Source organism: Bacillus sp. EB106-08-02-XG196, assembly GCF_013396335.1.
Classification (GTDB): domain Bacteria; phylum Bacillota; class Bacilli; order Bacillales; family Cytobacillaceae; genus Neobacillus.
On the sequence record NZ_JABWSY010000015.1, the window covers coordinates 77,370 to 91,611 of the forward strand.

Sequence of the window (14,242 nt, forward strand, 5' to 3'; positions counted from 1 at the left end):
AGCTGACGGAGTTAGAGTTGTTGACACTCTCTCTTGTCAACGTAATCACACCTTATTTCATTTTTTTTATTAAGCCTAAACCTTCCAATAAATATACTGGTAATGAATTCCAAACTGAAGGCGAAGCATTAATTAATATAGCTAGAAATTAAGGACTAACCTCGATTGGTTAGTCCTTTTTAGAAAAATGCAACCGAAATTTGGAAGTAGCTTGACACTTGTACCGAAAAAAAGTGGGATGCTATTCGATCCCTCCCTTTCCTAGCTATTGATTAATTCTAAAAACGAACAGATCGTTAAGATCCCTTTATCAAAGTTTTCTAAGTTAAAATGTTCATTCGGAGCATGGAGATTTTCATCTGGCAAGCCGAATCCCATTAAGACAACAGGAGAATTTAAGGTATGGCTGAAATCCGATACAATCGGAATGGAGCCCCCTTCTCTTTTATAAACAGATGCTTTTCCATAAACCTTTTCATAGGCTTCAGCCGCTTTTTGGATCATCGGACTATCGATTGGGGTTAAGAATGGATTACCTGTATCTTGAAGTGTTACTTTTACTGTGCATCCTTTTGGTGCTTGTTCTTCTAAATGCTTTTTGATTAAGCCCTGGATTTTTTCGGGATTTTGATTATTGACTAGACGGCAAGTGATTTTGGCATGTGCCTCGTTTGGAATTACGGTTTTTGTACCTTCCCCCTGAAATCCGCCCCATATGCCGTTTAATTCTAATGTTGGCCGAGAACTGATTTTTTCAGGATATGGATAATTTGTTTCCCCTCCCGTTATCTTGTTGAATAAAAGAGACTGGTATATCATTTTCCCTAATTTCATTAAGGAAATATATCCCTTTGAATTAAAATCCCAAAGATGTTGAGCCAAAGGTTTATTTTGTATTTTATAAGTTACAAATCCATACAAGTATGCGCAATGTACAAATGATAGTTAGATACCTTCTTTATTGAATAGAAACAACGAAATTAAGAAAACTATTTGAGTACTAACTAAAGTGGAAGTATTTAATAAATAATGAGACTTCTTGGACTTGTACTTGTATTAGCTTTAGCACTTACTGGATGTAATCAAACTGACACAAAAAAACAACAAATCAGTGGTAACACAACATATGACGTATCTAATGTATCTGACAAAACTAACAACGGTAAAGCGGTTGGTAAAGAATATGGTGGTAAAGGAACTGGATATGGACAAGTTAAGAAGATTGAAGGTCAAGTTCCTCCACCTATAATTGAACCTCCGTTGGGAGCAGAGGTTCAGCTTGAAAAGTTTACTGAGGAGACTCTAAGTAGAGGAGTTACTAAGGTAGAGTATGTTCCTGATTACTGGGTAGGTGGAGATATGATTCTTATCCATTTTGAAGGCTATAGCCTAGAGTATTTCATGGATTGGACTGAATAATTCAAGGTGGAGGCTAAGGCTCAGGAGCTTTATGGTAGCAAGTTTAATGAGATGAGTTACATGGTCACTGACACAGAGAATATACTTCAGATTTATTATTATCAAGAGTAGTTTCTACGTAAAGTAATAAGCAGCCTCCGGGTTGCTTTTATTTTTTTCCCGTGGTCCACACAAGAAAAAGTGACCAATTCAGACACTCGTGTTTATCTCTGACATTAGTTTTCTATTACTCATAATCAGATATAAAGTATTCACACCCTTTTACATCTACATAGTAAGGAGACATTATTTGGTATGTTTTTCGATCATTTGGTGCTAAACCTTCATTTCCAACTGCATAAGTATAATTTGTATCAATCAACGTTTAGAGTCTAATGAAACGTTTGAAGCCTATGGAGAATTTATTGTGGACCATGCTATCAGTCCAAATAAGAGCTAAAATGATAAAAAAAAAGAGTCCTGATCTGATCAGGACTCCCAAAGCAAATTGAATTAAGGTGTAACTCCAAGTTCTCTTAAAATATCATCTAATCTTTTACTCTTCACATTATCTGCAGGTTTTGGCGTGTTTTCTACATCTGGATTTACTTTTAAGTAGTTGGTTTTGACAAATCCGATGTCTGTTGCATTAACAATACCATCAAAGTTAATATCTGCTTCGCGTTTATTTGTGCCCCAAGCTTCTTGAATCGCCAGTGCATCGTAAATGTCGATTACTTGGTCTTGGTTTACATCACCTGCTACTGCTTCTTTGTTGTCAATGTACATATTTTGCCCATACCACACACCGTTGCGTAAGAAGCCAACTTTTTGATTTTTTTGTATCGTAATAAAGTGCCCGGGTAGGTGTACTTCTTTGGTAAATAGTTGATCGGTTAACGGAAGCTTAGTCACAAGGAACTCTGGTTGGAATCTGCTATTTATAGTTGCATCGTAGACTTTACCCATAGCATCGGAAAAGATTACTTTAGCCCCAGCTTGAACCCAATCTTTTTTACCCCAGACTATAACTTGACCAGATACATACTTTCTAAAACCTTCTGCTGTAAGATAGCCAAATGCTTCAGAGAACGTAGGGGTGACGTTCCAAGAAAATGGTGCAAAGAAGAGATTGGTTGATGTGCCCGCTTCATTCACATAAGAAACATTTGCATTAAATCCTGCTACTGTAGTGTATGCAGTATCTTTCACCCTAATAGTTACGTCTACAGCAGGGATTTTGCCAGAAACTTCTTTCGTAGATGCTACATCTAGTTTGATCGATGGTTTTCCATTCGTATAGGTAACGGTTACTGTTCCTTCACCAAACTCACTTAATGCTGCATTGGGTTTTGCCTCAACCACTTCTAGTTGAGTGCCAAATTTAGGAACATAATAGTCATAGTCTAACAAATTCCAAGTGGCTGACTTTAATTTTTGTACATTGTCCAGTGTGAGGGTAGTGGTAATCGTTTCCCCTAATGCGATCGATTTTTGTTTACTGGTTCCATAAGCAAATGGAGTACCTTCTTTAACAAAGTAGTAGGCTTTCATTCCACCTATGTTCCCACCTCCATCAAATCCATCCATCTTAAAGCTTAGGACCGGAGTTTTTTCATCCATCAGTATTTCTTCTTTCCATTTTCCCGCTGTGTCCATACGGACAGGGTGGGGTAATGGACTGTTCCGGTACCACTCGAGCCAGTTTTTGGATTGGTCAACTGCCATCCCTGCTTGTTTTGCCGCTTCAATTTCTTTGTCATAGATTTGCACTTCAAATGGATAAGTAGTTTGACCTGGTTTGTACTCAAGGATCGGAGACTCTTGATCCAATGAGCTTGTAAAAGTAGGTAGATCAATATCTACTAATAGATCGAAGGATTTGGTAAGAACTTTGTCAGCCTCAGTAGTCGTAATCGTTTTCAGTTGGTATTGCCCCGGTTTTGCTTGTACTGTTTCTGTGGAGATTCCATCGACTGTAAACGGATAGTAGTTTCCATTAAACAAAACTAGTGCATAGTTTGTATCGATGTTTTTTCCAACCAGATTGTGTCGTCCAACGAAACCAAGCTCTTGCCCCGATTTCCAGTCTACTAAGATCATGTCCATGGTTTTCATCGGTGTTTTCAAGTTCATTAGCGCATAAACCAAAGAATGTGTATTAAATTTACCATAGTGATCATAGCGATAGTAGGCTGGGGAAAAGATATTACTATCTCCGATATCCAGTGTTTTGAAGTTGTCTTCCGCTGTACGAACACTAAATGGAATCCGATATTGCTCGGTTTGATCCTCTTGGTTGGTCACTAAGAGGTAACCTTCGTAAATTCCTTCAGCAGCAGCTTTAGGTACTTCGATGGTAACATGTAGACTTTCGGTAGAAGCTGGATCCACTGTTAAGGTTGGGTGGAATTTCACTTGTACCTGGTTGGCTACGGCATCTAGGCTACCTTTCACCGCTTGGAACTGAACGTTCAAATTGAAATTCTTTACTTTATCAGTTAGGTTTTGAAATTTCAACTTTTTGGTAACGCTAAGATCTTCACCTGCATAATGAGTGCCAAACGCAATGCCACCTGTTTTTTCTTTGATAGTAGTGATTACATCAGCGTTAGGAACTAGGGTCGTATCCTGTACTTGAATCTTCATCCCCGTATGAACGGCTTGATAAGGATCCACGCGTCCTGCTCCCACTTCAAATACACTGTAGGAACCATTCAGTGGATCAGCGGTGTTCATCATGATTGTTTTTACATCTTCAGGCTGTAACGTTGGATTGACTTGTAATAAGAGTGCTGCTACACCAGCCGCATTTGGCGTCGCCATGGAAGTACCTGAGAAACGAGCATACGCATATTTGTAATCGGTTGGTGCGTCATGGTTCCCGATGTAAGCGGGTACAGAAGACATCACACTGACTCCAGGAGCGGTGACTTCTGGCTTGATGTCATAGGTTCTTTTGGCTGGTCCACGAGAACTGAAATCAGCTAGGGTGTCCCCTTGTGTTTTGGTTACAGTTAAATTACTAAATGTGAAGGATTTATTTCCTGCAGTTAGTTGCTCATTCACCTTGAGTCCATCCTCTTGAGTAAGAGAGAAAGTAGGAATAAAGTTTTGATCTTCTCCCAAGTAAGTAGGAATATGGCCCGGTACGTTGTTATACATTAAGACAGCCGCCGCGCCATGTTGTTTCGCAAACTTCACTTTATCTGTAAATGCATATGTTCCCCGAGCAACGAAAGCGATTTTGCCATTCACATCTTTGCCCGTGTAATTCGCGTTACCACCAAGACCTACGTCTACTAGATCTAAACTTTTTCCTTCTAGAGTAGATAGGTTATCAGTGAAGGATTTCGCCATGTTACGCAGTTCCAGCCCACTGAGTGTTCCGATCGCCCCTTTCATGGACGAATTAGAAATGGATACATCACTGGCTCCAACGGTGAGAGCGAGTGCAGCAGTTCCAGGAGAGCCGAGAGTGTAAGAGTTAAGTCCTGAGTTACCCGCAGCCACCACGGCAGTGACATCACTTAATACCGCATAGTTCACGGCTGTACTCGTTGGAAAGTATGGATCGTTAATTCCTGCTCCCAAGGAAAGGTTAATGACATCCATGCCATCGGCAACGGCTCGGTCGATCCCCGCCAATACGGCTTCCGAAGTACCGCTACCATATGGTCCAAGGACACGGTACACATAGAGGTCAGCATCTGGAGCGACTCCTTTGACAGAGACTTCACTATCGTTTTTAGCTTGACCGACGATGATTCCAGATACGTGAGTCCCATGCTCCGTGTAGTAGGAGATTCCGCTATTGAATTCCGGGTCAACTGACTTTTTCCAATCTGCGTAGGTGGTTTCCATCGGATCGTTGTCATTATCGACAAAGTCATAGCCACCTTTGAAGGCATCTTTTAGATCAGGATGATTGTAGTCGACCCCTGAATCGATGACCCCTACTTTTACGCCTTTCCCTGTGATTCCTTCCGCATGAAGCTTGTCTACTCCTACAAAGGGAACACTAGCCGATTGCGTCGAAGCGTTATTAGATTCTTCCTGTGCGATGGAAGGGGGCTCTACCGTAAAGGTGATATTTTTGTGTACGGATTGGACCACTTCCGATTTCATCAACGCCTCTACTTGGTTCGCAGCAAGGGTAAGAGCCACCCCGTTATAAGAAGTTTTGTAGGAACGGGTGATTTTATAAGAAGGTTCTGCACTTTTGACTTCTGAAGAAGAAGTGGCAGCAGGTAAGATTTTTTCCAGATCACTTTGGAATGTGGAATGTTCTTGATCTACCTGTTCGTTGGCTTCATGTTTGGTTACTTTTTTGCCTTTCAGAGCGGCCTCTAATACAGCTACTTTTCCTGGCTTGGACTTAAATTGTACGATAACAGAAATATCTTTGTCTGATTTCAGATCTTCATCTGAAAATCCCTGCAAGCCATAGTTTTCTGTCATCTCGAGTTGGTTTAAGGCCGCTTGTTGTTCTGGGGTGAGCGATGCTAAGATTTGTTCCGCTGATTTACCAGTTGCACCCGAAACATGTCCGTTCCCAAACTGGACGGATAGGAAAAGTAAACCCAATGATAAAGCAATGGCAGTTGAAGTCTTCGATGTTTTACTATACCAACGATATTTTCTCTCTTTCATAGGCTCCCTCTTTCTTGCTAAGAATTTGTAAAGATCGTAACGAAATTATTGTATTATAAGCGTAAAAAGCGATAGAACTGAGAAATTGCGCTTTAACAATTTTGATTTCAACAAAATTCCTCCTACATTTTTCAATTTGGCATTAGAGCCATCTTGCCCGAGAATATTATTTCTTCTAAATCACATCCCCTTCCCTTCTGTCTGAAAATTATTGCAATTCACATTGTACCTACTCCTTAAAACAGCGTCAATTGGGGGATTTCCATGCGATTCCATTGACCCATTCATCTAAAAAATATTTTAAATACGTGTCAATAAAGCACGAAAACCTGTGAAAAATAGCATATTTTTAAGGTGTATGGGTGAAATTTTGTAATAAATTATCAAGTTATGAATGCAATACATTTTAACCTCGGGGGAAAAACTGAAAATTAAAATCATTCTATCAATTCTTACGATTTTAATAGAATCAAATCGATAGATAGTACTAGGGACTCGTATCGTGGAATAGAAGTTTAACCAGGACATTTGTACCAAAATCACCATTCATGATTAATAGAACTAACTGTCTATGAATGCTGCTTTACTCTGAATGTAGATTACAATTAAGGGAAATTCTAAAAATCAATTAGTGCTACGAGGATTTAGGGTGAAGTACTTTATGTATCAAATACTTTAATCATTGCATGTGTAAACAAAATTTCAGTAAGTGATGGGTAGTCGTTGCACCACCTGGTTCAACTGGCACTTCGATCTTATTAGCAAGGGCCTCAAAGCCAGAACAAGAACCATTTGTTGGTAATCAAACTGGTGGAAGAGTCTGGTTATTACTTCAGGATTTTTAGATGTTGTTTCATCGCTACATGCAACTAATAACATTAAAGAAAGCAACACAATAATATATTTCAAATTTCCCACCCCTTTAGATTCCCCTTCTCATAGATCTTTATTTCTTTTACAGCCCAATCCAATATTTCAAAGAAATTCTTTCTAGCATCCTCGGTTTTTAATTTTTCCCATGAAAATGAAGGCCGTTTGTTTAAACTATTATCTGTGAGTTCAACACCCAATAATTCCTTTAATTTAGATTGAAACTCCATTCTCTTTTCCAACTCTGAGAACGGTGGATGAAACTTCAAATGCTGAAATTGAAGTTCAAATGCACCATAGGTCCACATACAAAATAAGTTATGACTATTTACACCTTCATATAAAAAGAAAATCGAGCCACTTTTTTGACCCTGGCCATACCATATACGATAAGTGCCGCTTGAAAGATGATTGAAAATATCCTGGTAGACCTCTCTTGCCTCATTGCCTAGTTTATTACTAATCTCATTCATAAAAAGTTCTTCATTCCATTGGTGTTTTGAAGCTGGCTTCTTCGTTAGTTTTGCATTGGTGGTTAAACCAATCACCTGCGGTACAAGTGTTTTGAAATTATTGTCTACATTTAAGAATTGTCTAATTTCAATACCAAGGACCTCCGATTTTGTCATCTGGTCATTCATAAACTCAATAATTCTTCTTAATTCCTCTGGAATCTCACCTGCTACAAATACCATTCGGATTACACCATTACGCAGATTCTCCTGAACCTTGGACCAAAATTCTTCAATGTCCGCCTCGTCTTCTGCTTCTATGCCAAGGAAGTCGTTCAGAACCTGAATCGAATCTTTCCCATCTTTTACATACTTTTCTGTAAAAGCATTTTGGATGAACTCAATTGGCCAGTACTTGGTGGCGTTTGCTGCATAATCCATCATCTGCCCCACCACTTCTCTTCGAATTCGGGTATCCGAGCTCCGCTTTACCTCAATAAATGTGGGTATACAGTCCTGATCAATGAAGAAATGATCAATGCGCCATTGGGAAGTTCCATTCATTCCCGAAGGTATCCCAAACTCTCTAGCAAGCGGTATCCATCTTCTCGGGTTTTCCCGATTCATTTGATCACCCGCAAGGAGATCAGGATAGCTATCTAGTAGTTCTTGAAGAATCTCCTCAGAGTCATAAGAAGTTTCCTCCATTTTCACTAACGTGTTATCTTCTTTGATAATAAAAATGCTGCCATTATGCATCAACCTGACCTCCGGAACCTATTATTCAAAAACGAATAAAACTTGCCTCGCAGTACGATACAAAAAAGCAGAGATCGCCATTTATTTAATGGCTCTGTTAAATAAGGCTGTTGATTTGAGCACCAGTAACCAGCGAAAGTGAAATAATCGGAGACTTTCCGGTTAAATGCGGAATGGAGCCTGTTTCGGGGGAAATAAGGGGAGGTTTTCCGGTTATGCAAAGCAAAATCCTCCATTTGCATGTTTTCGGGTCAATAAGCGGAATCTCTCCGTTTATTTAAGCTATTTTTTACTAATATTTACTAATTAAGCGAAATTTCTCCGTCTAATATGATTCTAAACCCGAATGAAATAAAAATCGTCAGCTGCTATGAAAGTGCCACTTGTGAACAAATCATTTATTAATTTAATAAAAACCAATTAATTGTTCAGATTGATCGAGATAGAAAGACCGTTCAGTATTTAGATTTACGAAAAAACGAAATAATATAAATAAGATTTTTATAGGGACTGTCTGATAAGTGCCTAAAATAAGCAAGTGGTGAAAAACGGACCATTTTTCTCCACTTGCTTTTTGGATTTCTGGGTCATCAAGCTGGTTTGAATGCTGGCTCTATAAGATAATCAGTCTATTACGCTTTTATTTCTTAATTATATCCTCACCCTGCCAGTCCCTAAATAATCTACCTCTGATAGTGTTACGAGGAATCACAAGTGTTAATGACTTAGACTATTACCTTTTTTGGTTATTGATTGTATTGTTAACTAAGTTTTGAGTTGCGTCTCGAGACGACTCTGCGGCATTTTCAATAGCTGGCTGCACGTAGTTTAAAGCTGATTGATTTATGTTTTTAAATATTTTCATTTTATTTTCAGGATTTCGATTACTTTCCTTCATTGTCTATTCCTCCATTGTTTTTCTTTCATCTTTTATTCTTTGATGTATGTTGAAAAATATACAGAACAACTCCCTTTTCTTTTTTGCACTAACCTCCCAGTTAGTGACAAAGCGTCACTACATATTACAGAAACGCAATCCGTTAGTTAAAAATCCTGCTTACTTATCTCAGTAAATATTAACTGAGTCATAGTGGAACAATAGTTAAAGCAATATACTTGAGAAGGAGTTAAAAATGCTAAAACAAAACATCTTATTTAACCTTGATGACACATTATCATACTGTAATAGATATTTTAGCCTAGTTATAGACGAGTTCGCTGACCAAATGATGGTGTGGTTTGACTCGATTACCGAGGAAGATATAAAACAAAAACAGCTTCAACTTGATCTTGCAGCAATAAGTGAGCACGGTCTAAAGTCTGAGCGGTTTCCCGAGTCATTTGTTGGTACCTATAAATACTATTGTGACTTAACAGGGAGGGAAAAGAAAAAAGATGAAATTCAATATTTAAGAAAGTGTGGTTTTAAGGTGTTCGAGATCCCTGTTGAACCTATTCCGTACATGAATGAAACTTTACAACGCTTAAAAAAAGAGGGACATGAATTATATTTGCACACAGGAGGAGATGAGGCTAATCAACGCAGAAAAATTTCCCAGTTAGAATTGACTACTTTTTTTGAACATCGCATTTTTATTTCGGAACATAAAGATACAACAGCTTTATCCGATATTTTAAAAACCATTAAGGCTGATCCCAATGTAACATGGATGGATGGAAATTCATTAAGAACGGATATTGTCCCAGCACTGGAAATGGATATCCATGCCATATACATTCCGGCAGAAAACGAATGGAAATATAACATGGTTGAAGTAAACGTTGAGCATAGTAGTGATTTTATAACAGTAGATTCACTACAGGAAGTTCCTGATGTAATTTATAACCGTATCCAAGATCAAATGATGTAAGTGAATAGAATAAGAGCAAGGTTTAGTACACCCCACTTTTCTTGAAAGTGGAAAAACTTCTTACCTCCCCTTGGTTAGTAGTTGGAAGATCGGCTTTTTTCTTTAACTTTGTGACTTTAACAGGGGCTGCCTGACAAGTGCCTAAAATATGCAAGTGGAGAAAAACGGACTATTTTTCTCCACTTGCTATTTGGTTTCTTATAAATCAGATTAAACAACGGAGCTCCTATTGATGTTATTCAAAGTTTACTAGGTCACGAAAAAAGTGAGACCACTAGGATTTATGCACAGCTAAGTGGAAGCATTAGAAGAGAATGTTTATCGAAAATATTTTTAAAAATGGAAAGGCAACGGACTCCGCTGCCATTTTACTATTGCACCCGTTCGTAATATAAGGTTAGCCATTTTTCTGGTTGACCTTTTTTCATATGGTCTTATGATAACGGTAGTCGGGGTAGAACGTCGCACCCGTGGGAATTAATCCCGTTAGCTAAACTGTTCACCCCCTACTTGTATAAACATGTTTCAGGCTGGTTGGGACACGGATCCCGTTTAACAAGCGAACCTATGTCATTATAAGAAGCCTTAGGGAATACCGACAATTGTTAACTACAGAGGAGGAGATTTGATTATGAATCCAGTCATTGGTCTGGATGTTTCAAAAGGTGAAAGTCAGGTTCAAGCATTTTTAGATAAAGGCAAACCATATCGTAAGAGCTTTAGTATCAAACACAATACTGATGGTTTAAGTAGTTTATTAGAGTTCCTTCATGAAGTAGCGAGTTCAGCTGGTGGTCATCAACCTTCGGTCTATAACATCCCGTTTCACAAACCCTTTTAAGATTACAAACCAATCAATGGAATGCTTTTGATCCTATATCTGTTCGGTAATGAGCACCATTAAAAGATACCTTTTCTACTGACTGGTAAGCTAATTCTCGTGCTTCTTTGAGCGTTTCTCCAACAGCAGTCACTCCTAGAACACGGCCGCCACTGGTGATGATTTCGCCATCCTTTTCAGCGGTTCCCGCATGAAAAATAATTGATGGATTAACGACTTGATTCAATCCATAAATGACTTCACCTTTTTCGTAAGGTCCGGGATACCCAGTGGAAGACATAATCACGCAAACTGCCGCCTTGTCTTTCCATTTCACCTCTATATTTTCTAATTCCCCGGTGAGGCTGGCAGTCACAATGTCAACTAAATCTGTTTCTAATAAAGGAAGCACAACCTGGGTTTCCGGATCGCCAAACCGTGCATTATACTCAATGACTTTTGGCCCTTCTTTTGTCAGCATCAAACCTGTATAGAGAATTCCCTCATAAGGCACTCCTTCTGCAACCATCGCTTCGGCGGTTGGTTGGACGATTGTCTCAATAATCCGCTCAGTTATGGAGGAATCAATATGCGACAAAGGAGCGTACGTTCCCATACCGCCTGTATTAGGTCCCTTGTCACCATCATACACTGGCTTATGGTCCTGTGATGGCACCATTGGTTTCACAGTAGACCCATTCACAAAAGAGAGCAGGGTCATCTCTTCCCCCTCGAGAAATTCCTCAATAACCACCCTCACCCCTGCCGCACCAAACGTAACATCTTTCATCATACTTTTAAGTGCGTCCTCAGCTTCTTCTAAGCTTTTTGCCACAACAACACCTTTTCCTGCAGCTAGACCATCCGCCTTTATCACAATGGGTGCCCCTTCGCTGCGAACATAGTCTAGTGCCTCTTCATAGTTTGTAAATGCCGCATATTTCGCAGTTGGAATCTGATACTTTATCATTAATTCCTTAGCGAACGCCTTACTTCCCTCAATCAGTGCCGCTTCCTTTGATGGGCCATAGACCGCTAATCTGTGCTCTTTAAAATAATTTACAATTCCCAATGAAAGTGGCTCTTCTGGTCCTACAAAAGTAAGATCGATTTGTTCTTTTTTTGCAAAATCTGCTAATTTCTCTATTTCTGAAACAGCAATCGAAACGCATTCAGCTAATTCTGCAATTCCAGGATTGCCAGGAGCACAATACAATTTCTTTATTTTAGGACTTTGAGACAGTTTCCAAACAATAGCATGTTCACGGCCGCCTCCCCCTACAACTAACACCTTCATTTCGTCTTACCCTCCTAGTGCTTAAAATGTCTTATGCCCGTAAACACCATGGCGATTCCATGTTTATTTGCTGCTTCAATCGAATCTTCGTCTCGAATTGACCCACCTGGTTGAATGATGGCAGTAATACCTGCTTTCGCCGCTTCCTCGACGGTATCCGACATCGGGAAGAAGGCATCAGAAGCTAGGAAAGAACCGGCTGCTTTTGCTCCCGCTTGCTCAATGGCAATCTTCGCCGAACCTACCCGATTCATTTGACCAGCACCAACACCGATTGTTTGAAAATCCTTTGTCAGCACAATAGCATTGGACTTTACATGCTTCACTACTTTCCATGCAAAAAGAAGCTGTTCCAACTCTTCTTCCGAAGGTTTTCTTTCGGTTACCACTCGAAGATCCTCCGAACGAATTTGCTTTACATCTTCTTCTTGAATTAATACTCCTCCTGAAACAGAAGAAAGCAGCCATTCTGGTTCTGTTTCTATTCTTACATCACCAATTCGAAGTAGGCGAAGGTTTTTCTTTTCCTTCAACACGGCCAATGCCTCTTCATCAAAATCAGGTGCCATAATAATTTCAAGGAATATTTCTTTCATCTTCTCCGCTGTTGGCCTATCAATTTTACGGTTAGCGGCAATGATCCCTCCGAAGATGGAAACTGGATCAGATTCATAAGCCTTTTGATAAGCATCATAGATCGTTTTTCCGATACCCACTCCGCATGGATTTGTATGTTTCACCGCCACCACAGCCGGCTGATCAAATTCTTTTACTAATTTTAAAGCCGCATCGGCATCATTGATATTATTGTATGACAATTCTTTTCCGTGTAATTGTTCAGTGGTGGACAATGTTCCGGACTTTGCTAATGGGTTACGATAAAACGCCGCTTTTTGATGAGGGTTCTCTCCGTATCGCAGATCTTGGGCTTTCTCGAATGTAACGGTGTATTGGTCCGGCCATTCTTCCCCTATTTGCTTCGTTAAATAATTTGAAATTAAGGAATCATAAGCAGCAGTATGACGGAATACCTTCGCTGCCAAGCGTCTTTTCGTTTCAATAGTGACACCGCCATTTTTCATTTCATTCAAGATGGCAGGGTAATCCAAAGTATCTACTACAACCGTAACGAAGGCATGATTTTTAGCTGATGAACGCAGCATGGTCGGACCGCCAATATCAATGTTTTCAATCGCTTCTTCATATGTGACATTTTGTTTTGAGATGGTTTCTCTAAAGGGATATAAATTCACCACAACTAAATCAATCGGCTGAATGCCCAGTTCCTCGATTTGCTTTCGATGTTCTTCCTTATCCCTTATCGCTAAAAGACCGCTATGAATATTGGGGTGAAGGGTTTTCACCCGTCCATCTAATATTTCCGGGAAACCAGTAACCTCCGATATCCCTGTTACCTTCACGCCTTTTTCAGCCAACATTTTGGCTGTACCGCCCGTTGAGATAATTTCGACTCCAAGGGCTTGTAATTCCAGTGCAAATTCCAAGATTCCGGTTTTATCTGACACACTTATCAAGGCCCTTTTCAATTTGCTGCCTCCTTATTCGCAAGACTTTGGATCACTTCCGGTAACAAGCTATGCTCCTGCTCTTGAATCTTTTTTGTTAAGGTTTCTCTTGTCTCATCTAAATCGATTGTAATGGCTCGCTGTGCAATAACAGGACCTGTATCCATTCCCTCATCTACATAATGGACGGTAACACCCGTCACCTTTACCCCATAATCGAGGGCTTGGCCAATGGCATCTTTTCCTGCGAAAGCGGGTAATAAGGATGGGTGTATGTTAATGATTTTTCTACCATAAGCATTGAGTAAAACATGACCCAGCAGTCGCATATAGCCAGCCAACACGATAAACTCCACATGCCTTTGGGTTAACTTTTCAAGAATCTCTTCTTCATAAGCTTGTTTGTTAGGATAATCCTTCGCATTAAAAGTAAACACCGGGATTGAATGATCTTTTGCTTTCTGGACTGCTAGGGCTTGAGGGCGGTCACTGACTAGTAAAGCGACTTGAACGTTCGTAATTTTTTTAGACTGGATGGCTTCCAAAATCGCTGTAAAATTAGAACCTGTACCAGAAGCAAAAACCGCAATCTTCAT

Annotated in this window: 10 protein-coding genes and 2 pseudogenes; 5 read left to right on the plus strand and 7 right to left on the minus strand. The window is 39.6% G+C overall.

The annotated features are described in order from the left end of the window. Positions 1 to 261: 261 nt before the first annotated feature. Positions 262 to 819 carry a M20/M25/M40 family metallo-hydrolase gene (locus tag MLOOGBEN_RS21865; protein WP_306430760.1) on the minus strand — a complete coding sequence of 186 codons (558 nt, stop codon included), beginning with the start codon at positions 817 to 819 and terminating at the stop codon, positions 262 to 264. Between the two features lie 210 nt (positions 820 to 1,029). Between MLOOGBEN_RS21865 and MLOOGBEN_RS21870 the strand changes: the two genes are divergently transcribed. Continuing rightward, entirely contained in the window at positions 1,030 to 1,419 is a 390-nt protein-coding gene (locus MLOOGBEN_RS21870) for a hypothetical protein (RefSeq protein WP_179160395.1), read from the plus strand. 492 nt (positions 1,420 to 1,911) lie between these two features. On the opposite strand, the gene MLOOGBEN_RS21875 is transcribed toward MLOOGBEN_RS21870, so the two are convergent. Beyond that, positions 1,912 to 6,051 carry a S8 family serine peptidase gene (locus tag MLOOGBEN_RS21875; RefSeq protein WP_179160396.1) on the minus strand — a complete coding sequence of 1,380 codons (4,140 nt, stop codon included), beginning with the start codon at positions 6,049 to 6,051 and terminating at the stop codon, positions 1,912 to 1,914. Between the two features lie 713 nt (positions 6,052 to 6,764). On the opposite strand from MLOOGBEN_RS21875, the pseudogene MLOOGBEN_RS21880 reads away from it, so the two are divergent. Further along, positions 6,765 to 6,884 (plus strand): annotated as a pseudogene (locus MLOOGBEN_RS21880) (VOC family protein); the annotation flags it as partial. Positions 6,885 to 6,956: 72 nt separating this feature from the next. Here the strand turns inward: MLOOGBEN_RS21880 and MLOOGBEN_RS21885 are convergent. Beyond that, positions 6,957 to 8,132 (minus strand): hypothetical protein, encoded by a 1,176-nt coding sequence (locus MLOOGBEN_RS21885; protein WP_179160397.1) that lies wholly within the window; start codon positions 8,130 to 8,132, stop codon positions 6,957 to 6,959. A gap of 733 nt (positions 8,133 to 8,865) precedes the next feature. Continuing rightward, the gene (locus MLOOGBEN_RS21890; protein ID WP_179160398.1) at positions 8,866 to 9,030 is read right to left on the minus strand and encodes a hypothetical protein; all 165 of its coding nucleotides are present in this window, start codon (positions 9,028 to 9,030) and stop codon (positions 8,866 to 8,868) included. A gap of 235 nt (positions 9,031 to 9,265) precedes the next feature. On the opposite strand from MLOOGBEN_RS21890, the gene MLOOGBEN_RS21895 reads away from it, so the two are divergent. The 3 genes and pseudogenes from MLOOGBEN_RS21895 to MLOOGBEN_RS21905 form a co-directional block, all read left to right on the plus strand. Further along, positions 9,266 to 10,003, plus strand: coding sequence for an HAD family hydrolase (locus MLOOGBEN_RS21895; RefSeq protein WP_179160399.1), 738 nt, complete (start codon positions 9,266 to 9,268; stop codon positions 10,001 to 10,003). Between the two features lie 204 nt (positions 10,004 to 10,207). Continuing rightward, positions 10,208 to 10,393: a tyrosine-type recombinase/integrase gene (locus MLOOGBEN_RS21900; RefSeq protein ID WP_368737815.1), complete on the plus strand. Its 186-nt coding sequence runs from the start codon at positions 10,208 to 10,210 to the stop codon at positions 10,391 to 10,393. Between the two features lie 241 nt (positions 10,394 to 10,634). Next, positions 10,635 to 10,814 (plus strand): annotated as a pseudogene (locus MLOOGBEN_RS21905) (IS110 family transposase); the annotation flags it as partial. 43 nt (positions 10,815 to 10,857) lie between these two features. On the opposite strand, the gene purD reads toward MLOOGBEN_RS21905, so the two are convergent. Genes purD through purN form a run of 3 tightly spaced genes read right to left on the minus strand, consistent with a single transcriptional unit; the run spans position 10,858 to position 14,242 of the window. Further along, positions 10,858 to 12,120, minus strand: coding sequence for a phosphoribosylamine--glycine ligase (purD, locus tag MLOOGBEN_RS21910; RefSeq protein ID WP_179160400.1), 1,263 nt, complete (start codon positions 12,118 to 12,120; stop codon positions 10,858 to 10,860). Between the two features lie 14 nt (positions 12,121 to 12,134). After that, positions 12,135 to 13,667, minus strand: coding sequence for a bifunctional phosphoribosylaminoimidazolecarboxamide formyltransferase/IMP cyclohydrolase (purH, locus tag MLOOGBEN_RS21915; protein WP_179160401.1), 1,533 nt, complete (start codon positions 13,665 to 13,667; stop codon positions 12,135 to 12,137). Further along, a complete protein-coding gene (gene purN, locus MLOOGBEN_RS21920; protein WP_179160402.1) occupies positions 13,664 to 14,242 on the minus strand; it encodes a phosphoribosylglycinamide formyltransferase in 579 nt (192 codons plus the stop codon). Before purN ends, purH begins: the two co-directional genes overlap by 4 nt.

Excerpts from the sequence above, each read along its gene's own strand:
- MLOOGBEN_RS21865 (WP_306430760.1), bottom strand. The coding sequence starts at position 819 with ATGATATACCAGTCTCTTTTATTCAACAAGATAACGGGAGGGGAAACA.
- purN (WP_179160402.1), bottom strand. The coding sequence starts at position 14,242 with ATGAAGATTGCGGTTTTTGCTTCTGGTACAGGTTCTAATTTTACAGCG.
- MLOOGBEN_RS21885 (WP_179160397.1), bottom strand. The coding sequence starts at position 8,132 with ATGCATAATGGCAGCATTTTTATTATCAAAGAAGATAACACGTTAGTG.
- MLOOGBEN_RS21890 (WP_179160398.1), bottom strand. The coding sequence starts at position 9,030 with ATGAAGGAAAGTAATCGAAATCCTGAAAATAAAATGAAAATATTTAAA.
- MLOOGBEN_RS21895 (WP_179160399.1), top strand. The coding sequence starts at position 9,266 with ATGCTAAAACAAAACATCTTATTTAACCTTGATGACACATTATCATAC.
- purD (WP_179160400.1), bottom strand. The coding sequence starts at position 12,120 with ATGAAGGTGTTAGTTGTAGGGGGAGGCGGCCGTGAACATGCTATTGTT.
- MLOOGBEN_RS21875 (WP_179160396.1), bottom strand. The coding sequence starts at position 6,051 with ATGAAAGAGAGAAAATATCGTTGGTATAGTAAAACATCGAAGACTTCA.
- MLOOGBEN_RS21870 (WP_179160395.1), top strand. The coding sequence starts at position 1,030 with ATGAGACTTCTTGGACTTGTACTTGTATTAGCTTTAGCACTTACTGGA.